General features: G+C 71.0%; 21 protein-coding genes. 10 read left to right on the top strand and 11 right to left on the bottom strand.

Annotation, left to right across the window (positions count from 1 at the left end; all coding sequences use genetic code 11):
* Positions 1 to 9: 9 nt before the first annotated feature.
* The gene (locus tag ACXJJ3_RS06150; RefSeq protein WP_458168970.1) at positions 10 to 540 is read left to right on the top strand and encodes a hypothetical protein; all 531 of its coding nucleotides are present in this window, start codon (positions 10 to 12) and stop codon (positions 538 to 540) included.
* A 47-nt stretch (positions 541 to 587) separates the two neighbouring features.
* Positions 588 to 2,534, top strand: coding sequence for a DUF3352 domain-containing protein (locus tag ACXJJ3_RS06145; RefSeq protein WP_458168969.1), 1,947 nt, complete (start codon positions 588 to 590; stop codon positions 2,532 to 2,534).
* Here the strand turns inward: ACXJJ3_RS06145 and ACXJJ3_RS06140 are convergent, their stop codons facing one another.
* Positions 2,535 to 3,239 carry an alpha/beta fold hydrolase gene (locus tag ACXJJ3_RS06140; protein ID WP_458168968.1) on the bottom strand — a complete coding sequence of 235 codons (705 nt, stop codon included), beginning with the start codon at positions 3,237 to 3,239 and terminating at the stop codon, positions 2,535 to 2,537.
* Positions 3,236 to 4,369 (bottom strand): MFS transporter, encoded by a 1,134-nt coding sequence (locus tag ACXJJ3_RS06135; RefSeq protein ID WP_458168967.1) that lies wholly within the window; start codon positions 4,367 to 4,369, stop codon positions 3,236 to 3,238. The genes ACXJJ3_RS06140 and ACXJJ3_RS06135 overlap by 4 nt, the downstream gene beginning before the upstream one ends.
* Positions 4,370 to 4,435: 66 nt before the next feature.
* Here ACXJJ3_RS06135 and ACXJJ3_RS06130 point away from each other — a divergent pair, with 66 nt between their 5' ends.
* Both ACXJJ3_RS06130 and ACXJJ3_RS06125 read left to right on the top strand, forming a co-directional pair.
* Entirely contained in the window at positions 4,436 to 5,233 is a 798-nt protein-coding gene (locus ACXJJ3_RS06130) for a helix-turn-helix transcriptional regulator (protein WP_458168966.1), read from the top strand.
* A 27-nt stretch (positions 5,234 to 5,260) separates the two neighbouring features.
* Positions 5,261 to 5,632: a VOC family protein gene (locus ACXJJ3_RS06125; RefSeq protein ID WP_458168965.1), complete on the top strand. Its 372-nt coding sequence runs from the start codon at positions 5,261 to 5,263 to the stop codon at positions 5,630 to 5,632.
* On the opposite strand, the gene ACXJJ3_RS06120 is transcribed toward ACXJJ3_RS06125, so the two are convergent.
* The 4 genes from ACXJJ3_RS06120 to ACXJJ3_RS06105 form a co-directional block, all read right to left on the bottom strand.
* A complete protein-coding gene (locus ACXJJ3_RS06120) occupies positions 5,621 to 6,175 on the bottom strand; it encodes a dihydrofolate reductase family protein (protein ID WP_458168964.1) in 555 nt (184 codons plus the stop codon). The genes ACXJJ3_RS06125 and ACXJJ3_RS06120 overlap by 12 nt on opposite strands.
* A gap of 96 nt (positions 6,176 to 6,271) precedes the next feature.
* Entirely contained in the window at positions 6,272 to 8,104 is a 1,833-nt protein-coding gene (recQ, locus tag ACXJJ3_RS06115) for a DNA helicase RecQ (protein WP_458168963.1), read from the bottom strand.
* A 58-nt stretch (positions 8,105 to 8,162) separates the two neighbouring features.
* Positions 8,163 to 8,579 (bottom strand): VOC family protein, encoded by a 417-nt coding sequence (locus ACXJJ3_RS06110; protein ID WP_458168962.1) that lies wholly within the window; start codon positions 8,577 to 8,579, stop codon positions 8,163 to 8,165.
* A complete protein-coding gene (locus tag ACXJJ3_RS06105; RefSeq protein WP_458168961.1) occupies positions 8,576 to 9,421 on the bottom strand; it encodes a helix-turn-helix domain-containing protein in 846 nt (281 codons plus the stop codon). Before ACXJJ3_RS06105 ends, ACXJJ3_RS06110 begins: the two co-directional genes overlap by 4 nt.
* A gap of 121 nt (positions 9,422 to 9,542) precedes the next feature.
* Here ACXJJ3_RS06105 and ilvD point away from each other — a divergent pair, with 121 nt between their 5' ends.
* Positions 9,543 to 11,393: a dihydroxy-acid dehydratase gene (gene ilvD, locus ACXJJ3_RS06100; protein ID WP_458168960.1), complete on the top strand. Its 1,851-nt coding sequence runs from the start codon at positions 9,543 to 9,545 to the stop codon at positions 11,391 to 11,393.
* Here the strand turns inward: ilvD and ACXJJ3_RS06095 are convergent.
* From ACXJJ3_RS06095 to ACXJJ3_RS06085, 3 genes are read right to left on the bottom strand one after another with little or no spacing between them, the layout of a single operon-like run.
* On the bottom strand, positions 11,390 to 11,692 hold the full coding sequence (locus ACXJJ3_RS06095) for a type II toxin-antitoxin system PemK/MazF family toxin (RefSeq protein ID WP_458168959.1): 303 nt from the start codon (positions 11,690 to 11,692) through the stop codon (positions 11,390 to 11,392). The two genes, ilvD and ACXJJ3_RS06095, sit on opposite strands and share 4 nt — an antisense overlap.
* A 10-nt stretch (positions 11,693 to 11,702) precedes the next feature.
* On the bottom strand, positions 11,703 to 11,936 hold the full coding sequence (locus tag ACXJJ3_RS06090; protein WP_458168958.1) for a ribbon-helix-helix domain-containing protein: 234 nt from the start codon (positions 11,934 to 11,936) through the stop codon (positions 11,703 to 11,705).
* 24 nt (positions 11,937 to 11,960) lie between these two features.
* Positions 11,961 to 12,788, bottom strand: coding sequence for an SDR family NAD(P)-dependent oxidoreductase (locus tag ACXJJ3_RS06085; protein WP_458168957.1), 828 nt, complete (start codon positions 12,786 to 12,788; stop codon positions 11,961 to 11,963).
* Positions 12,789 to 12,853: 65 nt separating this feature from the next.
* Here ACXJJ3_RS06085 and ACXJJ3_RS06080 point away from each other — a divergent pair, with 65 nt between their 5' ends.
* Positions 12,854 to 13,138: a hypothetical protein gene (locus tag ACXJJ3_RS06080; protein ID WP_458168956.1), complete on the top strand. Its 285-nt coding sequence runs from the start codon at positions 12,854 to 12,856 to the stop codon at positions 13,136 to 13,138.
* On the opposite strand, the gene ACXJJ3_RS06075 is transcribed toward ACXJJ3_RS06080, so the two are convergent.
* A complete protein-coding gene (locus tag ACXJJ3_RS06075; RefSeq protein WP_458168955.1) occupies positions 13,118 to 13,789 on the bottom strand; it encodes an LON peptidase substrate-binding domain-containing protein in 672 nt (223 codons plus the stop codon). The genes ACXJJ3_RS06080 and ACXJJ3_RS06075 overlap by 21 nt on opposite strands.
* 100 nt (positions 13,790 to 13,889) lie before the next feature.
* On the opposite strand from ACXJJ3_RS06075, the gene hisD reads away from it, so the two are divergent.
* Genes hisD through hisH form a run of 4 tightly spaced genes read left to right on the top strand, consistent with a single transcriptional unit; the run spans position 13,890 to position 17,581 of the window.
* Positions 13,890 to 15,215: a histidinol dehydrogenase gene (gene hisD, locus ACXJJ3_RS06070; protein ID WP_458168954.1), complete on the top strand. Its 1,326-nt coding sequence runs from the start codon at positions 13,890 to 13,892 to the stop codon at positions 15,213 to 15,215.
* The gene (locus tag ACXJJ3_RS06065) at positions 15,215 to 16,333 is read left to right on the top strand and encodes a histidinol-phosphate transaminase (RefSeq protein ID WP_458168953.1); all 1,119 of its coding nucleotides are present in this window, start codon (positions 15,215 to 15,217) and stop codon (positions 16,331 to 16,333) included. The genes hisD and ACXJJ3_RS06065 overlap by 1 nt, the downstream gene beginning before the upstream one ends.
* A complete protein-coding gene (gene hisB, locus ACXJJ3_RS06060) occupies positions 16,330 to 16,929 on the top strand; it encodes an imidazoleglycerol-phosphate dehydratase HisB (RefSeq protein ID WP_458168952.1) in 600 nt (199 codons plus the stop codon). Before ACXJJ3_RS06065 ends, hisB begins: the two co-directional genes overlap by 4 nt.
* A gap of 10 nt (positions 16,930 to 16,939) precedes the next feature.
* The gene (gene hisH / locus ACXJJ3_RS06055) at positions 16,940 to 17,581 is read left to right on the top strand and encodes an imidazole glycerol phosphate synthase subunit HisH (RefSeq protein ID WP_458168951.1); all 642 of its coding nucleotides are present in this window, start codon (positions 16,940 to 16,942) and stop codon (positions 17,579 to 17,581) included.
* On the opposite strand, the gene ACXJJ3_RS06050 is transcribed toward hisH, so the two are convergent.
* Positions 17,578 to 17,979, bottom strand: a complete 402-nt coding sequence (locus ACXJJ3_RS06050; protein ID WP_458171863.1) for a ferritin-like domain-containing protein — start codon at positions 17,977 to 17,979, stop codon at positions 17,578 to 17,580. The two genes, hisH and ACXJJ3_RS06050, sit on opposite strands and share 4 nt — an antisense overlap.
* Positions 17,980 to 17,981: the final 2 nt, after the last annotated feature.

Raw genomic sequence — 17,981 nt, 5'->3', positions numbered from 1 at the left:
GAGTCGCGGATGCCTTGGGCCAAGGCGGTTGTGGTGACGGTGGTGGTGTTCCTGGTGGCCGGGGTGGTGGCCGGGTGGGCTTGGCAGCAGTTCTCGCCGTTGGCGCAGTACACCGTGGACGAGCGCGGTGGGGAGCTCGGCGAGGAGCAGATGACGCGGATCTTCGGGCCGGACGGGACGTTCACCGCGATCGGGTTCGTGGCTGCGGTGGTGCTCGGTGGGGCGTTGTTCTGGTGGCTGCGTAACCACGGTCCGTGGTCGGTGGCGATCGTGACGCTCGGCGCGTGCCTCGGGTCGGGGGTGTCGTGGGGCGTGGGGATGCTGCTTGGGCACGACCCGCTGGACCCCCGGTTGCGGGCGGCGAAGGTGGGCGATCTGGTGCCGGCTCCGCTGGAGTTGCACACCTGGACGCCGTTGGTTTCGTGGCTGGTGGGGGCGGCGTTGGCGTGTGCGGTGATCGCAGCCGCGACGTGGCGCGCGGAGCCTGTTGCAACCACTTCGCAACCTGCTGCGTCAGAGCCTGCACCGCCGGTCCACTAACCTTTGCTGGTCCGGCGGTGAGGCCACCGGAGCCAGCGAGGGAGCATATGTCCGACCAGAACCAGCCACCGACGTACCCAGGTGCCGGCGGCCAGCAGCCGCAGTACGGTCCGCCGCAGGGCCAGAACTTTCCGCCGCAGCAGGGCCGTCCAGGCCCGCAGCAGCCGGGGCAGCACGGCTACCCGCAGCAGGGCCGGCCGTACGGCGGCCCGCAGCAGGGTGGCCCCCAGAGCGGTCCCCAGCAGCAGCGGCCGCAGTACGGCGCGCCGCAGCAGGGCGGACCTCAGCACGGTGGCCCCCAGCAGGGCGGACCTCAGCACGGTGGTCCCCAGGGCGGTGGCGCTCAGGGCGGCCAGCAGTACGGCGGTCCGCAGCACGGCGGCCAGCAGCCGGGTGGTCCGCAGTACGGCCAGCAGCACGGGCAGCCGGGGCAGCCGTACGGCCAGCAGGGCGGCTCGCAGTACGGGCAGGCGCAGGGGTCGTACGAGCAGATGCACATCGGCGGGCAGCCGCCGCAGGGCCCGGGGTACGGCGGGCCGCAGCAGTGGCAGCCGGAGCCGAAGAAGAAGCGCGGCAAGCTGATCCCGATCATCGCGGCACTCGCGATGGTGCTGGTGGTCGCCGGCGGCGGCATCTTTGCCTACGGCAAGCTCGGTGGCGGCGGCAAGCAGCCGGCCGACGTCCTGCCGGGCACCGCGGTCGGATACGCCCGCATCGACCTGAACCCGTCGGCCGGCCAGAAGGTCAACGCGGTCCGGTTCATGATGAAGTTCCCGTCGGTGAAGGACAACCTCGGCCTCACCGGTGAGCAGGACGACCTGCGGCAGAAGCTGTTCGAGCAGATCAAGAAGTCGGCCGGCAGCGACCTCGCCGACGTCGACTACGACAAGGACATCAAGCCGTGGCTGGGTGACCGCGCCGGGTTCGCCGCGCTGCCGCCGGCCGAGGGCAAGAGCTCGCCGGTCCCGGTGGTCGCCGTCCAGGTGAAGGACCAGGACGCCGCGACCAAGGGCATGGACAAGCTGCTCGCGCACGAGGACAAGAAGCCGGGCCGGGCGTTCACCGACGGCTACATGATCCTCGGCGAGGACCAGGCGACCGTCGACGCGGCCGTGTCCACCGCCAAGGACAACCCGCTGAGCAAGAACGCCAAGTACAAGGCCGACATGGACAAGCTCGGCGAGCAGGGCTTCGTGTCCGGCTGGGCCGACGTGAAGGCGATCGCGTCGATGAGCGGCAAGGTCGAGTCCAGCCAGTTGGCCGGTCTCGGTGACGCGACCGCGGCCGTGGCGCTGCGGTTCGACCCGTCGTACGTCGAGCTGAAGGCGATCGGGCACGGCGACAAGAGCGTCAAGGTCGGGTCGGCCGACGCCGGTGACCTGATCAGCAAGCTGCCGAACGGTACCGCGGGCGCGATCGCCGTCTCCGGTGGTGAGTCGCTGATCGACACCGCCTGGCAGCAGATCCAGAAGTCCGGCGGCGAGAACCTGCAGCCGATGATCGACCGGATCGCCGAGGAGACCGGGCTGAAGCTGCCGGACGACCTCAAGACGCTGGCCGGCAAGAACCTCGCGGTCGCGATGGACAAGGACACCGCGAACGGCCCGAAGATCGCGATCCGGATGCAGACCGACCCGTCGAAGGCCGAGCCGGTGGTGCAGAAGCTGACCACGCTGCTCCGCGAGCGGTCGTCGTCGAACATCCCGATCGAGACGGCCAAGAACAGCGACACGCTGGTGGCCGCGACCAGCAAGGAGTACGCGGACGAGGTGCTGCAGGGCGGCAACCTCGGCTCCACCGACGGCTTCAAGCAGGCGCTGCCGGACACCAAGAACGCGGTGATGATCGGGTACGTCGACTTCGGCGCGATCGGCTCGTTGAGCTCGCGGGTGTCGGACAACAAGGACCTGGCCGCGCTGAAGTCGGCCGGGATCGTGTCCCGCTCGACTGGTGACGGCGAGGCCGAGTTCACGCTCCGGGTGGTCGCGAAGTAGTCAGCAGTTCTCGAAGAAGCCCCGGACCGCCTTCGCGTAGGCGTCCGGGGCTTCTCTGTGGATCCAGTGCCCGGTGCCGTCGAACGTGACCAGCTCGGTGCCCGGGCGGCGGCGTACCATCTCGGCGGCGTGATCGGCACCGAGCAGGAAGCTGTTGGTTGCTCGCAGCAACAAGGTCGGCCGGGTGACGGCGAGCCAGTCGTCCCACCAGTCGCCGGCGTTCCCGCGCTGCACCGCCATCATGTCGTCGGGGTCGAACAGCAGCGCGCCGTCGTCGCCGACGCTTTCCAGGAAGTACTCCGGCGCCGGCGTCGCCGCGAAGAACCGCTCCGCCGCGGCGCGATCAGCAAACCGCCGCGGCCAGCCGCTCACGTCCAGCACCGCATCACCCGGTACCGCGCCCACATCCTCGACCACCAAGGCCCGCACCAACTCCGGCCGCCGAGCCGCCAGTTGGTACGCCGTCACCCCACCCGCCGAGTGCCCGATCACCAGCGCCGGCCCCAACCCCAACCGTTCGATGAGCTCAGCAACCTCTGCCACAAACGCCTCCCGGCTGAAGTCAGTCCCGCCTGGCTGGGGCCGGCCGCGGAGATCGGGGGCCAGCAGGCGGTAGCCGGGGGCGAGGGCGTCGGCCAGGCGGGCGAAGGTGCGGCCGGTGCCGAACGTGCCGTGGAGGGCGACGATCGCGTGTTCATGGGTCATGCGACTGATGCTTTCGTACGGGTGGCGAGGGGGAGGGCGATGACCACCAGGGCAAGGAGAACGCTGAGGCGGTAGCCGGTGGTGAAGCGGGTGCCACCGAGGAGGGCTCCGAAGATGGCGGGAGCGGCGCCGCTCCCGAGTTGGCGGGCGGCGTTGAGGAGACCCGAGCCGAGGCCGGCGCGTTCGGCGGGTACGCCGTCGAGCATCAGCGTGGTCGCGCTCGGAGCGACGAGCCCGGCGCCGACCCCGATCGGTAGCAACCACGCGGCCAGCTCCCATACCGACGTACCGCTGAAGCACAGTCCGAGCAGCCCGACACCCATCAGCGCTTGCCCGACGCGCAACGCTCCGACCACCCCGAGCCGTCCCGCGTAGAGGTTCGCGGGGATGATCAGCAACGTCATCGGCACGAACACCAGCCCCGTCTCCCACGCCGACCGGCCCAACTGCTGCTGCATCAACAGCGTGACCACGAAGATCGCCCCGTACGACGCGAAGTTCAGCGCGAACCCGGTCACCGAACTCACCAGCACCGGCGCCGACCGCGCGAGCGCCACCACCCCCGCCAGCGACGCCGGCGCCGGCCGCGAAGCACCCCGCCCACCGACCGCGAGCACGAGCACGCTCATCGGCACGTTCACCCAAAACGTCGTACGCCACCCGAGCCCCGACGTGAGCGCCCCGCCGAGCGGCGACCCGACCACCAACGCGATCGCCCCCGCCGCAGCCCACCGCCCGACGGCCGTCGCCCGCGCGGCCGGATCAGGTACGGCGCTGTTCACCAGCGCAAGCCCCGCCGGCAACACCACCGCCGCCGCGGCGCCCTGCAACGCCCGAGCCACCAGCAGTACGCCGAGGCTTCCGGCAACGGCGCACACGATCGACGTCAGCGCGAACCCGACGACCCCGGCAACGAACGCTCGCCCGGCGCCGACCCGATCCGCCCACGCGCCGGCCGGCAGCAGGCAGAGCGCGAACACCAACGAGTACCCGGTCAAGACCCAGGCCAGCCCGCCGCCGGGCAGCTCACGCCCGATCGAGGGCAGGGCCGTCGTGGTCATCGAGGCATTCAGGGTGACGAGAAAGAACGACAGCGCTGCCGGAAGCAGCGCGGAACGACGTACGGACATGCGACTACCGTGGGCGACGGCGGACGCGGTCGGGTACACCTGTCAGGTGCAGTCAGGAAGGAATACATGAAGCGGCAGCACGAGCTCGGGGCGTTCCTGCGGGAGCGACGGGCGCGCCTGACCCCGGCGGCCGCGGGCCTGATCGAAGGCCCGCCGCGCCGTACGCCGGGACTCCGCCGCGAGGAGGTCGCCGAGCTGGCGGGTCTGAGCGTCGGGTACTACGCCCGCCTCGAGCAGGGCCACGCCGCGCATCCGTCGGGGAGCGTGCTCGCGGCGCTGATCCGGATCCTGCAGCTCACGCCCGACGAGGCCCGGCACCTGCGGGCGCTTGCGGGGGAGTCCGCGCCGCTGCCGGCCGAGCAGGTGTCGCGGTCCGCGCTCCGGATGATGGACCTGCTGAAGCCGCCGACCGCCGCGCTCGTCCTCGGCCGGATCGGCGACGTCCTGGCCTGGAACGAGGAGGCCGCGCTGCTCTTCCCCGGGCGTCTCGACGGCCCGCGGCCGAACAACGCGCGCTACGTGTTCTGCAACCCGCAGGCCCGCGCCATCTTCCCGAACTGGCCCGAGGTCGCCGACGACACCGTCGCGCATCTCCGCGCGGCCGCCGGTCATCTGGTCGACGATCCGTGCTTCCGGACGTTGGTCGACAAGCTGCTGGCCGACAGTCCGGAGTTCGCGGCCCGCTGGTCCCGGCGGGACGTCCGGCGGCACGTGACCGGGGTGAAGTACCTCGACCACCCGGCGCTCGGGCGGCTGACTGTGGACTACGAGGTGGTCGCCGTCCTGGACGAGCCGGATCAATTTCTCGTGGTCTACGGGCGCAACGATGTCGAAACCGCGGACACGGCTTCTACCTACGGGTGACAGCATCCAGAGCGGAAGGCAATCACCATGAATCACATCACCGAGATCCGGACCGTCGGCGTACCGGTCCGTGACCAGGACGACGCGTTGGAGTTCTACACCGGCACGCTGGGTTTCGAGATCCAGTTGGACGTGCCGCTGCCGCAGTTCGGCGGTCGCTGGCTCGTCGTCGCACCCGCCGGATCGGCCGCGAGCATCGCGCTGGTGCCCGCGAGCGACGGCAACCCGGCCGGCGTCGACACCGGCATCCGGATGGGCAGCCCGGACGCGAAGGCCGCCCACCGGCACTTCGTCGACACCGGCGTCGACACCGACGAACTGCTCGAGTGGCCGGGCGTCCCGCCGATGTTCAGCCTCCGCGACCCGGACGGCAACCGCCTCTACGTCTCACAGTTCTGACGTGACCCGGTAGCGGATGTGGGTCGCCTGCGGGGTGTCGATCACGCGGGCGATCTCCAACTCGACACGGCGGGGGAGTACGTCGAACAACCGCAGGCCGCCGCCGAACAGCACCGGGACGTAGCTCAGCTGCAGCTCGTCCAGAACGCCCGCCTGCAACGCCGTCCGCGCCGTGACCGCGCCGTGCACCAGGACGTCCTTGTCTCCGGCGGCCTCCTTCGCCTGCGCCATCGCGGTCTCGATGTCGCGGGCGAAGTGCACCTGCTCGTACGGCACCGACGGCGGGTCGTGGCTCACCACGAACAGCGGTACGCCGTGGTGCTCGCCGCCGTAGTAGTCGACCTGCTCCGCCGTACGGCGACCCGCGACGACCGCCCCGGTGGAGTGCATCGCGTCCCAGACCGACCCGGCCTCGCCGGCAGGTCGGCCGACCGAGCCGTCGGGCTGCAGGTACCACTCGTGCAGCCGCATGAACTCGTCACCGCCGGGATTGCCCGGCCCGTCGTTCGGTCCCGCGACGTACCCGTCGACGGACACCGACATCAGAAGCACCGATGCGCACATGGTCATCCTCCAGACCGGGCGCGGCCCGTCCGCACCCTCTGGCTACGCGTCGAACACCCGGCGCCGGTTTCGACATCACTCCGCGGCAAGTGCCTCCAGGACGCCGTCGCCGTACTTGGCGAGCTTGTTCTCGCCGACGCCGCTGATCGTGCCGAGCTCGGTCAGCGACGACGGTTGCTCGGTCGCGATCTGGCGCAGTGTCGCGTCGTGGAAGATGACGTACGCCGGGACGCCCTGCTCCTTGGCGACCGCACCGCGCCACGCGCGCAACCGCTCGAAGACCGGCGCGGCCTCCGGCGGCAGGTCCACGGCCGCCTTCTTCGCACCGGAGGACCGCGACTTCGACCGCACCCGCTCGGGCTCGCGGCGCATCATCACCTCGCGCCGGCGGCCGAGCACCTCGGCGCTCTCCTCGGTCAGCACCAGCGTCCCGTAATCGCCCTCGACCGCGAGCAGCCGGAGCGCGAGCAGCTGCCGGACCACGCCGCGCCACTCGGTGTCCTTCAGCTCGGTGCCGATCCCGAACACGGTGAGCTGATCGTGCCGGAACTGCTTGACCTTGTCGGTCTCCTTGCCGAGCAGGATGTCGACGAGCTGCCCGGCGCCGAACTTCTGCCCGCGCTCGTGCTGCAGCCGGTACACCGTCGAGAGCAGCTTCTGCGCCGCGATCGTGCCGTCCCAGGACTCGGGCGGCGTCAGGCAGGTGTCGCAGTTCCCACAGGCGTCGCCCTGCTGCCCGAAGTACGCCAGCAGCTGTGAACGGCGGCACTCGACGGTCTCGCACAACGCCAGCATCGCGTCCAGGTGCGCGCCCAGCCGGCGCCGGTGCGCGAGGTCGCCCTCGGACGTGTCGATCATCTTCCGCTGCTGCACGACGTCCTGCAGGCCGTACGCCAGCCAGGCCGTCGACGGCTGACCGTCCCGGCCCGCGCGGCCGGTCTCCTGGTAGTAGCCCTCGACCGACTTCGGCAGATCGAGATGCGCGACGAACCGGACGTCCGGCTTGTCGATGCCCATCCCGAACGCGATCGTCGCGACCACGACCAGTCCGTCCTCGCGCAGGAAGCGGGACTGGTTCTGCGCACGGATCCGGCTGTCCAGGCCGGCGTGGTACGGCAGCGCCTCGATCCCGTTCTGGGTGAGGAAGGCCGCGGTCTTCTCGACGCTGTTGCGGGACAGGCAGTACACGATGCCGGCGTCGCCCGCGTGCTCGGTGCGCAGCAGATCGAGCAGCTGCCGCTGCGGGTTGTCCTTCGGGACGATCCGGTACTGGATGTTCGGCCGGTCGAAGCTCGCGACGAAGTGCTTCGCCTGCCCGAGGTTCAGCCGGGTCGCGATCTCCCGGTGCGTGGCCTCGGTCGCCGTCGCGGTCAGCGCGATCCGCGGCACGTCGGGCCAGCGCTCGTGCAGCTCGGACAGCATCAGGTAGTCCGGCCGGAAGTCGTGGCCCCACTGCGACACACAGTGCGCCTCGTCGATCGCGAACAGCGCGATCTTGCCCTGGTCGAGCAGCCGCACCGTCCCCTCGACGCGCAACCGCTCGGGCGCCAGGTACAGCAGGTCGAGCTCGCCGGCCAGGAACGCCTGCTCGACCTCGCGGCGCTGCTCGAAGTCCTGCGTGGAGTTCAGGAAGCCGGCCCGGACGCCGAGCGCCTGCAGCGCGTCGACCTGGTCCTGCATCAGCGCGATCAGCGGCGAGATCACCACGCCGACCCCGGACCGCACCAGCGACGGGATCTGGTAGCACAGCGACTTGCCGCCGCCGGTCGGCATCAGCACCAGCGCGTCACCGCCCGCCACCACGGTGTCGATGATGTCGGCCTGCTCGCCGCGGAAGGCGTCGTACCCGAACACCCGCCGGAGGACCTGAAGGGCTTCGGAGTCGGGAAGTTCGGTGGGATCGCTCACCCGTGCGAGTTTAGTGATCTCGCGACGCCGGCGCGCGGCCGGCCGCCCGGCCTGTGGATTACCCGCCGGTGTCGCCCGCATAGGTCCCGATGTGCCAGAGGTTGCCTTCCGGATCGTGCACCGTGAATCCGCGGGACCCGTAGTCGGTGTCCTGCAGTCCCTGGACCACGGTGGCCCCCGCGCCGAGCACCCGTTCGAACAGACTGTCCGGGTCGTCGTGCACCAGATAGACCGACGAGGCCTGGTCCGCCAGCGCGGTGAACTCGTCCGGCTCGGCCTTCGCGTCGGCCGAACCGACCATGATCCCGCCGCCGGCCGGCCAGACCAGCTCGGCGTGCGCGATCGAGCCTTCGGCGACACCCGGGTACGAAGCGATCAGGTCGAACCCGAGCCCCTCGGTGAGGAAACGCAGCGCGGCCTGACCGTCGCGGTAGTGCAGTCCCGGCCAGACGCCGGTAATGGGTTGCTTGTTCATGCCTGCGACTGTGCCCCGGCGGGCGGCGGTCCGTCTTGAAGGTTTGGGAGCTCCTCGGCGATCCACTGCCGCGGCGAGCAACCGGCGATCGCCTGGAACTCCCGGGTCAGATGGGCCTGATCCGCGTACCCCGCCAGCGCCGCGAGTTCGGCGAGCCGGGGCCGGGGCTCGGCCCGCAGCCGCCGGGTGGTGCGCTCGAACCGCAGCACCCGTGCCGCGACCTTGGGCGCCAGCCCGAACTCCGAGGTGAACCGGTCGGTGAGATGCCGCCGGCTCCATCCGACCTCGGAGGCCAGCTCCTGGACACCGATCGAGCCGGCGGTCGCGCACAACCGGCGCCAGGCCCAGCCGACCTCCGGCCGCGCGCCGACCGGAGCCCGCCGGCGGGACAGGTGGTCCAGGAAGAGACGCTCGACCAGAGCCATCCGCTCGCCCCAGGTCGGCGCCTCCCGGAGCTGCTCTGTCAGCACCCGCGCCGGCCGCCCGATCACCTCGTCGAGCCCGACGTTCAGCGACGCGAGCTCGGCCGGTGGCAGCCCGAGCAGGGCGCGCCCGGCGGCAGGCGTCAGCGAGACCTGGACTCCCGCGCGGCTCGGCGTGGCGCCGACGTGGACGGCGGTTGAGTGCAGCCCGCCCACGACGGCGTCGTACGTCTGCACCGGCCGGCCCGGCCAGGCCACCCCGAGCGGGCCGTCGAGGGTGATCACGAGCGTCAGGTGCCGCGACGGCAGGCCACGGTGCAGCTCGGGCGCCGCACCCGGGTACGCGTACCCGATGAGGTCGTGGACGTACGGCCGCAGGGCAGCGTGGACCGGACCCGTCTGATGCTCCATGCCGGCCATGTGCACAGGCTAGACCGCGCCACGGACACAATCACCGGCTCCAGAATCCGGGACCGGCGTACCGCCATCCGGACGAGCGTGGCAGTATCGGAAGGTACGTACACGTAAGGAGAAGATCGTCGTGCCTGCTCTGAGGTCCCGCACTGTCACCCACGGCCGCAACATGGCGGGCGCCCGCGCGCTCATGCAGGCCTCGGGCGTAGCCCGGGAGGACTTCGGGAAGCCGATCATCGCGGTGGCGAACAGCTTCACCGAGTTCGTCCCCGGCCACACGCACCTGGCCCCGGTCGGCCGGATCGTCTCCGAGGCGATCCACGCGGCCGGCGGAATCGCCCGCGAGTTCAACACGATCGCCGTCGACGACGGGATCGCGATGGGCCACGGCGGCATGCTCTACAGCCTGCCGTCGCGGGACCTGATCGCGGACTCGGTCGAGTACATGGTCGAGGCGCACTGCGCGGACGCGCTGGTCTGCATCTCGAACTGCGACAAGATCACCCCCGGCATGCTGAACGCCGCGCTCCGGCTGAACATCCCGACCGTGTTCGTCTCCGGCGGCCCGATGGAGGCCGGCCGGGCGACGCTGGTCGACGGCACCGTCCGCAAGCTCGACCTGATCGACGCGATGTCCGAGGCCGTCAACGAGAACGTCTCCGATGCCGACATCCTGCGGATCGAGGAGAACGCCTGCCCGACCTGCGGCTCCTGCTCTGGCATGTTCACCGCGAACTCGATGAACTGCCTGACCGAGGCGATCGGCCTGTCGCTGCCCGGCAACGGCTCGGTGCTGGCCACCCACACCGCCCGCCGCGCGCTGTACGAGAAGGCCGGCCAGACCGTCGTCGAGATCACCAAGCGGTACTACGACAACGACGACGCCACCGTGCTGCCCCGGAACATCGCGTCCAAGGAGGCCTTCGGCAACGCGATGGCCCTGGACATCGCGATGGGCGGATCGACCAACACGATCCTGCATCTGCTGGCCGCCGCGCAGGAGGCCGAGGTCGGCTTCGACCTGGACGACATCAACGCGGTGTCCCGCCGGGTGCCGTGCCTGGCCAAGGTCGCGCCGAACGTCGCGCCCGGCGGCACGTACTACATGGAGGACGTGCACCGGGCCGGCGGCATCCCGGCGATCCTCGGCGAGCTGCACCGCGCCGGCCTGCTGAACGAGAACGTGCACACCGTGCACAGCGACTCGATCGACGACTGGCTGAAGACCTGGGACGTCCGCGGCGGATCGCCGTCGCCGGAGGCCGTCGAGCTGTGGCACGCGGCGCCGGGCTGCAAGCGGTCCGCGACCGCGTTCTCGCAGTCCGAGCGCTGGGAGACGCTGGACACCGACGCGGCCGGCGGCTGCATCCGCGACCGCGAGCACGCGTACTCCAAGGACGGCGGTCTCGGCGTCCTGAAGGGCAACCTGGCCGTCGACGGCTGCGTCGTGAAGACGGCCGGCGTCGACGAGTCGATCTGGACCTTCGAAGGCCCCGCGGTCGTCTGCGAGTCGCAGGAGGAGGCCGTCGAGAAGATCCTCGCCAAGCAGGTCACGCCCGGCGATGTCGTGGTGATCCGCTACGAGGGCCCGAAGGGCGGCCCGGGCATGCAGGAGATGCTGTACCCGACCTCGTTCCTGAAGGGCCGCGGTCTCGGCAAGGTCTGCGCGCTGGTCACCGACGGCCGCTTCTCCGGCGGTACGTCGGGACTCTCGATCGGCCACGTGTCGCCCGAGGCGGCGTCCGGCGGGACGATCGCGCTGGTCCAGGACGGCGACCGGATCCGGATCGACATCCCGAACCGCTCGATCGAGCTGCTCGTCTCCGACGAGGAACTGGCCACCCGCGAGGCGGCCCTCGACGGCGTGTACGCGCCGAAGAACCGCGACCGCAAGGTGTCCAGCGCCCTGAAGACCTACGCCGCGATGGCCACCAGCGCCGACAAGGGCGCGGTCCGCGACATCTCGAAGCTCGGCTAGAGCTCCAGGTCGAACGCGATGTTGACGGCCTCGGCCAGGGCGGGTTCCTGGTCGGGGTGCAGGTAGCCGATCAGGCGGCCGAGCTGCGACTTCGGGATGGTCTGGATGTTGTCGCAGGAGATCGCGCTGGCGTGGTCGAGGCCGTTGTCCGGGCCGACCAGCACCTCGGTGGACAGGCCGCGGATCGTGCTGGTGATCGGGGCGACCGTGACGTTGGTCAGCCGGGGGCGGATGAGTTCGCGGGTCAGCACCACGACCGGCCGTGGTTTGTCGAGCCGGGCGATGTGCAGCGGGCGCACGACGTCGTACTCAGTCGAGTTCGAGGACTGTGCCGGCGGCCGCCGGGGCCAGGCCTTCGAGGTCGGGGTACCCGCCGTGTGCGCTCAGCACGGCCAGGTCGCGGGCCGCGAGCTCCCGGCGGCGTTCGCGTTCCATCGCCCGGGCGACCACGGACGCCCGGCTGGTCGCCTTGTCGGTGGCCACCAGCTCGTCCATGAAGTCGACAAGGTCGTCCGGCAACCGGACGGTGATCTGTTTGCTCATACCACGACCATACCGACGTGGGATTCATTTCGGTAGTGTTTGCTCGATCAGGGTTGACCACAGCCGGTCGGCCGCCTGCCGGTCCTGCGCGGCGGCAGACGGGTCGGTCCGGCGTTCGCGGGAGTAGTACAGGCCGGTCTCGTCCGCGACGCCCGGCGAGGTGGCCAGCCAGACGAGCGTCGCCGCGCCCTGCTCCGGGGTCCGCGCGAACGGTTTGGTCATCGCCATCATCAGCTTCATCAGCCGACCGTTGTTCGTGTTGAACCCGGTCGCGACCAGGCCCGGCTCGAACGCGTACGTGTGGATCGTCGGCATCCGCCGCGCCAGCTCGCCGCTCAGCAGGATCAGCGCGAGCTTGGTCTCGCCGTACCGGCGCAGCGAACCGCCGGCCAGCCGGGCCGACCCGGAGAAGTACCGCTCGCCGCCGAGGTCGTCGAAGTCGATCCGCTTCACCTTCTCGTGTTCGTCCGACGCGGTCCCGATCACCCGCGCGCCGGGCGCCAGGTGGGTGGCGAGCTGGGTGGTGATCAGGTACGGCGCGACCACGTTCAGCGCCCAGGTCAGCTCGATCCCGTCCGGCGACAGCTGATGCGTGCCGAAGATCGCGCCCGCGTTGTTCACCAGTACGTCGATCGCCGGCGCCCGCCCGGTGACGTCGACGACCATCTTCCGGATCGACGCCTGCGACGTCAGGTCCGCCTCGAACACATCCGCCTCACCGAGCTCGGCCGCCACCCGCTCGGCCTTCGCCCGGTCCCGCGCCACCAGCCCGATCCGGGCACCCCGCGCGGCCAGCTCCCGCGCACCCGCCAGCCCGATCCCGTTCGTCCCACCGGTGATCAGTACGTACATCGCCCCGACTCCTCCCCAGGCCACCCCAAGAACCGAAGCGCCCGCTCCGCCGTACGCTCGCCCTCATGCGCATCTTGCCCGTTGCCCACGCCTCCCACCAGGTGCAGTTCACCTCAGATGCGGGCGAAACCGTCATGGGCTGGCGCGGTGACGGACCGCCGGTGCTCGGTGAGCCGGTCGACGTCGAGCTGGACATCGAGGACACGCTGCACTGGAGCGAGATCGCCGTCGTGGACGCCCAGCCCGGGCTGTTCCGGTCGCCGGATGCGGTCGCGCGGCTACGGGTGGTTACCGTGGCGGCTGGCGGCGTACCCGACGGGGATTTGAGGTCAGTTGGGGGAGAGGGTTGACCAGGTGATCAGGTCGCTGGCGGGGAGGGAGGGGATGGCTGTGATGGCGGCCAGTTCGCTGTCGAGGAGGCCGACGAGCTGGGCGAGGCGGGTGGTGGCGTCCGCGGCCTCGAGGAGTTTCTGGCGGTCGGGGGTCATCAGTTTCATCGCGGCGGACATCAGGTACGACAGGGTGCTCGGGTTGTCGGGGAGCTCGCCGAGGTGCAGGCCGGGGCGGCTGATCTCGCTGACGGCGTCGGCGTACTTGCGGAACCGCTCGAGCGCGATCGTTGCCGTGCCCAACGGGTCGTCGCCGAGGTCGTCGTCCAGCCACTCGACGTCCGCGACCAGGTAGTCGCCGCTGCCGTCCAGCTCGGACACCTTGAATCGCCGGTTCCCGGTCAGCGTGACCTCGACCGGCCCGTCGTCGTCGGCGTCCACCGCGACCTCGGAGATCGTGGCCGCGCAGCCGGTCCCGTACAGCGAGCGGAAGACCCGCTCGCCGAGCTCGTACCCGTCCCGGACGGCGAGCGCTCCGCAGACCAGCTCGCCACCGTTCTCGACCAGGTCGCGGACCACCGCACGGCCCTGCACGTCGGTCACCGGAATCGCCACCACCAGCCCGGGAAAGATCACCGTGTCGACAGTGAGCAGCGGCAGCCGGGAGTCCATGCGACGAGCCTAGTGGACGATCCCCGGTGATCAGGGCGGGACCGGCCCGGCCTGTGGATAGCGGGTCAGCGGCAGCCGCGGTGACCACTAGACTGACGGCATGATTCGCCGCGTCGACCTGCGGGGCCGAGTGGCGGCCGGAGAGTTGCAGAACCTCTCCGCCGATGTGAATGCCCTGGTCCCCCGAGCCGTGTTCGACGTCGAGGCTGCCCTCGACGTCGTCCGACCGATCTGCCTTGACGTCCGCCATCGCGGGCTCGCGGCGATCCGGGAGTACGGCGAGAAGTTCGACCATGTGCGCGTCGAGGACGTCCGGGTGCCCGCGGCCGCGCTGAAGACCGCGCTGGAGGAGCTCGACCCGCAGGTGCGCAGCGCCTTCGAGGAGTCGATCCGCCGGGTCCGCGAGGTCAGCGAGGACGAGCTCACCGCGGACGTCGCGTCCGAGCCCGCGCCGGGTGGCCGGGTCACGCAGCGGTTCGTGCCGGTGCAGCGCGTCGGGCTGTACGTCCCGGGCGGCCGCGCCCCGCTGGCGTCGAGCGTCGTGATGAACGTCGTCCCCGCGCAGGTGGCCGGCGTCCCGTCGCTGGCTGTCGCATCCCCACCACAGAAGGAGTTCGGCGGCCTGCCGCACCCGACCGTGCTGGCGGTGTGTGCGCTCCTCGGGATCGAGGAGGTGTATGCGATGGGCGGCGCGCAGGCGATCGCCGGGTTCGCGTACGGCTTCGACGGCTGCCCGAAGGTGAACCTGATCACCGGCCCGGGCAACATCTACGTGGTTGCCGCCAAGCGTGCGCTGCTCGGCGAGGTCGGCATCGACTCCGAGGCCGGCCCGACCGAGATCGCGATCCTCGCCGACGACACCGCCGACCCGGCGCACGTCGCCGCGGACCTGATCAGCCAGGCCGAGCACGACCCGATGGCGGCCAGCGTCCTGGTCACGCCGTCGGAAACCCTGGCGGCAGCGGTCGAGGCCGAGCTGCCCGGGCAGGTCGGACGGACCAAGCACGCCGAGCGTGTCACCGAAGCATTGCAGGGCCAGCAGTCGGCGATCGTCCTGGTCGACGACCTGGACCAGGGCGCGGCCGTCGTGGACGCGTACGCCGCCGAGCACCTGGAGATCCAGACCGCCGACGCCGAGGAGCGCGCCGCGCTGATCACCAACGCCGGCGCGATCTTCGTCGGCGGCTGGTCGCCGGTCTCGCTCGGTGACTACTGCGCGGGTTCCAACCACGTGCTGCCGACGGCCGGCTGCGCGTGTCACTCGTCCGGCCTGTCCGTGCGCAGCTTCCTAAAGGCAGTGCACGTGATCAGCTACACCCGCGACGCGCTGCAGGAGGTCGCCGGTCACGTGCTCGCGCTCGCGCACGCCGAGGACCTGCCCGCGCACGGTGCCGCGGTGTCGGCGCGGTTCCCGGGGGAGCGGTGATGGGCCGCTTCCAGGGGCTGCCGATCCGGGACGAGCTGAAGAGCTTCGAGCCGTACGGCGCCCCGCAGCTCGACGTCCCGGTGCTGCTCAACGTCAACGAGAACCCGTACCCGCCGAGCGAGGACACCGTGCAGGACGTCGCCGCCTTGGTGGCGGAGGCCGCGCGCGGGATGAACCGGTACCCGGACCGCGAGTTCCTCGGCCTCCGCGCGGACCTCGCGGCGTACCTGGCCCGTGAGTCCGGTGCGCAGCTCGAGCCGGAGCAGCTGTGGGCGGCGAACGGGTCCAACGAGGTGATGCTGCACATCCTGCAAGCGTTCGGCGGCCCGGGCCGTACGGCGCTGTCGTTCGCGCCGACGTACTCGATGTATCCGGAGTACGCCCGTGACACCAACACGCAGTGGGTGACCGGTCGCCGGGCCGAGGACTTCACGCTGGACCGGAGCAAGGCGATCGCCGCGATCTCCCGGCACCGCCCGTCGGTCGTGCTGCTCGCCTCGCCGAACAACCCGACCGGGACGGCGCTGCCGATCGACGTCACCGAGGCGATCGTCGCGCAGGCCGCGGCGCTCGGGTCGGTCGTGGTGGTCGACGAGGCGTACGCCGAGTTCCGCCGGGCCGGGACGCCGAGCGCGGTGTCGCTGCTGCCGGCGTACCCGAACCTGGCGGTATCCCGGACGATGTCGAAGGCGTTCGCGATGGCCGGCGGGCGGGTCGGATACCTTGCCGCGAGCAAGCAGTTCGTGGACGCGTTGCGGATCGTCCGGCTGCCGTACCACCTGTCCGCGGTCACGCAGGCGACCGCCCGCGCGGCGCTGCGGCACTCCGACGAGCTGCTCGGGCGGGTCGAGCAGCTCCGGGTCGAGCGGGACGAGACCGTCGACTGGCTGCGTTCGCTGGGCCTGCGCGCGGTCGACTCGGACGCGAACTTCGTGCTGTTCGGGACGTTCGCGGACCGGCACGCGGTGTGGCAGGCGTTGCTGGACGACGGCGTACTGATCCGCGAGACCGGGCCGGACGGCTGGCTCCGGGTCTCGATCGGCACCGGCGAGGAGATGGCGGCGTTCCGCGCCTCGCTGGAGCGCATCCTCAAGACCGACACGGGAAGGCTGACATGACGCGTACGGCGCGGATCGACCGGGAGACGTCGGAGTCGAAGGTCCTGGTCGAGCTGGACCTCGACGGGACCGGCCGGGCCGACATCTCCACCGGTGTGGGCTTCTACGACCACATGCTGAACGCGCTGGCCAAGCACGCGCTGCTCGACCTGCACGTGAACACGGTCGGCGACCTGGAGATCGACGCGCACCACACCGTCGAGGACACCGCGATCGGCATCGGCCAGGCGCTCAAGGAAGCGCTCGGGGACAAGCGCGGCATCCGCCGGTTCGGCGACGCGACGGTCCCGCTGGACGAGGCGCTCGTGCACTGCACGGTCGACCTGTCCGGCCGGCCGTACTGCGTGCACACCGGCGAGCCGGACGGTCAGGTGTACGCGATCATCGGCGGCGACTACGCCGGATCGCTGACCCAGCACGTGTTCGAGACGCTGGCGTTCAACGCCGCGATCTGCATCCACATCCGGGTGCTGTCCGGCCGCGACCCGCACCACATCGTCGAGGCGCAGTTCAAGGCGTTCGCGCGGGCGCTGCGGGCCGCGGCCGAGACCGACCCGCGGCAGCCGGGTATCCCGTCCACCAAGGGTGCCCTGTGAGGTCGGCGCTGTGACCAAGAAGGTCGTCCTGCTGGACTACGGCAGCGGCAACATCAGGTCGGGGGAGCGGGCGCTGCAACGCGTCGGCGCCGACGTGACGGTGACCGCGGACTTCGACGCGGCCTGCAACGCCGACGGCCTGCTGGTGCCGGGCGTGGGCGCGTTCGAGGCCTGTATGACCGGGCTGAAGGCGGTTCGCGGCGACGTCGTCGTGGATCGCCGGCTGACCGGCGGCCGTCCGGTGCTCGGGATCTGTGTCGGCATGCAGATCCTGTTTGCCCGCGGCATCGAGCACGGCGTCGAGACGGACGGCTGCGAGCAGTGGCCCGGCACGGTCGAGCGGCTGCAGCCCGAGGACGCCCAGCCGGTGCCGCACATGGGCTGGAACACGGTCGACGTACCGTCCGGGACGACGCTGTTCGACGGCGTCGAGAAGGATCGCTTCTACTTCGTGCACTCGTACGGCGTCCGCACCTGGGAGCTCGACGACGCCCGCGCCTCGGTTGCCCCGCTGGTCACGTGGACGACGTACGGCGGCGACAAGTTCGTCGCCGCGGTCGAGAACGGCCCGCTGACCGCGACCCAGTTCCACCCCGAGAAGTCCGGCGACGCCGGCGCAACCCTCCTGGAGAACTGGGTCCGCTCCCTCTAGACCGCGCCGGGAAAGGCGACCGGGGCGCCGCCCCAGGTGAGCTGGTTGCCGGCGGCGGTTTGCAGGGCGTCGATCGCGAAGGAACGGACGGGTGCCTGCTCGGCGGCCTCGACGAGGTCGCCGTAGACGGCGGCGATCCGGCGCTCGATCAGCAGGATGAGCGCGGCCGCGGTGGCGGCGTTCGTGACGGCCTGCGGGAGGTCGTACGCCGGTTCGGCCGCGATCGGGGTCTGGCCGGCCGCGACGATCAGCGCGCTCAGGTGGTCGCGGTTGTCGCGGTGCGCGCCGAACAGGTCGGTCGCCGCACGGAACCGGGCGCCGGTCAGCTTGCCGCCGGCGACACCGACGCCGTACATCGCCGCGTGCTCACCGGCGAGCGCGGCCTGGAGGGCATCCATCT

The sequence above is a fragment of the Kribbella sp. WER1 genome (genome assembly GCF_054189145.1).
The sequence above is the reverse complement of the archived record's forward strand: the minus strand, read 5'-3'. Positions and strand labels throughout refer to the sequence as shown.

Excerpts from the sequence above, each read along its gene's own strand:
- ACXJJ3_RS06140 (WP_458168968.1), bottom strand. The coding sequence starts at position 3,239 with ATGACCCATGAACACGCGATCGTCGCCCTCCACGGCACGTTCGGCACC.
- ACXJJ3_RS06135 (WP_458168967.1), bottom strand. The coding sequence starts at position 4,369 with ATGTCCGTACGTCGTTCCGCGCTGCTTCCGGCAGCGCTGTCGTTCTTT.
- hisB (WP_458168952.1), top strand. The coding sequence starts at position 16,330 with ATGACGCGTACGGCGCGGATCGACCGGGAGACGTCGGAGTCGAAGGTC.
- ACXJJ3_RS06065 (WP_458168953.1), top strand. The coding sequence starts at position 15,215 with ATGGGCCGCTTCCAGGGGCTGCCGATCCGGGACGAGCTGAAGAGCTTC.
- ACXJJ3_RS06150 (WP_458168970.1), top strand. The coding sequence starts at position 10 with ATGCCTTGGGCCAAGGCGGTTGTGGTGACGGTGGTGGTGTTCCTGGTG.
- ACXJJ3_RS06145 (WP_458168969.1), top strand. The coding sequence starts at position 588 with ATGTCCGACCAGAACCAGCCACCGACGTACCCAGGTGCCGGCGGCCAG.
- ACXJJ3_RS06085 (WP_458168957.1), bottom strand. The coding sequence starts at position 12,788 with ATGTACGTACTGATCACCGGTGGGACGAACGGGATCGGGCTGGCGGGT.
- ACXJJ3_RS06075 (WP_458168955.1), bottom strand. The coding sequence starts at position 13,789 with ATGGACTCCCGGCTGCCGCTGCTCACTGTCGACACGGTGATCTTTCCC.
- ACXJJ3_RS06130 (WP_458168966.1), top strand. The coding sequence starts at position 4,436 with ATGAAGCGGCAGCACGAGCTCGGGGCGTTCCTGCGGGAGCGACGGGCG.
- ACXJJ3_RS06050 (WP_458171863.1), bottom strand. The coding sequence starts at position 17,979 with ATGGATGCCCTCCAGGCCGCGCTCGCCGGTGAGCACGCGGCGATGTAC.
- ACXJJ3_RS06105 (WP_458168961.1), bottom strand. The coding sequence starts at position 9,421 with ATGGCCGGCATGGAGCATCAGACGGGTCCGGTCCACGCTGCCCTGCGG.
- ACXJJ3_RS06080 (WP_458168956.1), top strand. The coding sequence starts at position 12,854 with ATGCGCATCTTGCCCGTTGCCCACGCCTCCCACCAGGTGCAGTTCACC.
- hisD (WP_458168954.1), top strand. The coding sequence starts at position 13,890 with ATGATTCGCCGCGTCGACCTGCGGGGCCGAGTGGCGGCCGGAGAGTTG.
- ACXJJ3_RS06125 (WP_458168965.1), top strand. The coding sequence starts at position 5,261 with ATGAATCACATCACCGAGATCCGGACCGTCGGCGTACCGGTCCGTGAC.
- ACXJJ3_RS06090 (WP_458168958.1), bottom strand. The coding sequence starts at position 11,936 with ATGAGCAAACAGATCACCGTCCGGTTGCCGGACGACCTTGTCGACTTC.
- ACXJJ3_RS06120 (WP_458168964.1), bottom strand. The coding sequence starts at position 6,175 with ATGTCGGTGTCCGTCGACGGGTACGTCGCGGGACCGAACGACGGGCCG.
- ACXJJ3_RS06110 (WP_458168962.1), bottom strand. The coding sequence starts at position 8,579 with ATGAACAAGCAACCCATTACCGGCGTCTGGCCGGGACTGCACTACCGC.